At 44.2% G+C, this 1,545-nt stretch carries 1 protein-coding gene; it reads right to left on the reverse strand.

Going from position 1 to position 1,545, the window contains the following annotated elements:
- Positions 1-82: 82 nt before the first annotated feature.
- Positions 83-1,437 (reverse strand): IS1182 family transposase gene (locus GSF01_RS29085; protein WP_159888760.1). Its coding sequence is split into 2 segments (ribosomal slippage): positions 83-867 and positions 867-1,437, totalling 1,356 coding nucleotides; the frame shifts between segments, so codons are not numbered across the junction.
- Positions 1,438-1,545 lie beyond the last annotated feature (108 nt).

Raw genomic sequence — 1,545 nt, forward strand, 5'->3', positions numbered from 1 at the left:
CAGATTGACGAGAAACCCCTAGTGTTAGCTGGATAGCTCATTTTTTAAAGGATTATTTTTCAAAAAAAAGAGATCGCCCTCCTCATTGAACCTGTTTATCCAGGTGGAGAGCGATCTTTTTCATGTTCTGTACGGCTGCCGTCATTAACGCTTGCTCTGTTACATTCCGTAACCCGCGCAAACGGCAATAGCGAAACCCATGGAGCTGTTTAGCATCCGCGAAGCTTCGCTCGATCGTTTCTTTTCTTTTTCGGTAGAGGTATTTACCTGACGTGCTTAATCGATTATTACGTACCCATTCCTTATGGGTCTCCCAAATGTGGCGAGTGATGATCTTTTTGTGGTTTCGGGAACGGGTGCATTTCTCAAGGAGTGGACAGCTTTTGCATACCTCCGGATTCGAAGAATAGTGCTTGTACCCTTCGCGATTGGTTGTCGAGTACATGAGCTTCTGCTTATTCGGGCATACATAGCAATTGTTTTCAGCATCATATTGGAACTGCCATTTGTGGAACAATCCCTGAGTAGGATGAAAGCGACGATGGGCAATCACCGCGAATATGTTTCGGTCATGGAGCTTTTTACAGATCGGATTTGTTAAATAACCAGAGTCTAGGGCGACTGCTTCCACCTTGAATCCAAACCGTTGTACCTGCCGGTCTAAGCGTTGAACGTAGGGGAGTGAATCATGAACATTTCCTGGCGTTACATGGACATCGGTAATAATGTTGTACTTTAAGTCGACAGTCCGATGGTCCAAATAATAAAAACCTTCCGGCTTTCCTTCTCTAACCATATACCCACTCTCTGGATCCGTTGTACTCTCCTTAATTTCCTTTTCTTCGACCACTTCCTCTCTAGATTTTAAGGCTTTTTTCCATTTTGCTTGCGATCCTCTGTCACCGCGGCGTTTAGCTCATCGATGTAATCCTTCGTGTTTTGGAGGACTTCTTTTTTCGTAAATTTATGTTTATTGGCGTTGGCCTTGATGTGGGTCGAGTCCGAAACAAGAACTCGGCCACCAACCATTCGATGTTGGATGGCCTGTAATACAATTTCATCAAAAACATCCTGAAAGATCGTCGTATCCTTAAAACGGGTACGACGATTCCAGCTAATCGTCGTATGGTCAGGGACGCGTTCTGTGAGGCCAAGTCCAAGAAACCAACGATAAGCAAGATTGGTTTGAATCTCTTGCTCCAGACGACGTTCCGAGCGAATACCATAGAAGTACCCAAGGAAGATCATCTTAAAAAGAACAATAGGGTCAATAGCCGGCCTGCCGTTATCTTCACAGTAAAGAGGCTTTACCTTTTCCCGTATGAACTCAAAGCTGATGTGTTTATCGATCTTGCGCAGCATGTGATCTTTCGGCACTAGATCTTCGATGGAGACGAATTCGTAGGCAGTTTGTTTACCGTTGGAATTTCGTAGCATAACTGATCACCGTCCATTAATTGTTATCTATATTATACCATATTAACGCGGTGTCGTCTTAAACTACGCGCAAATAAAAAGAGCTGTCGAGACTTTCTCGACAGCCTG

The organism is Paenibacillus puerhi (genome assembly GCF_009846885.1).
In the GTDB taxonomy this organism is placed as follows: domain Bacteria; phylum Bacillota; class Bacilli; order Paenibacillales; family NBRC-103111; genus Paenibacillus_G; species Paenibacillus_G puerhi.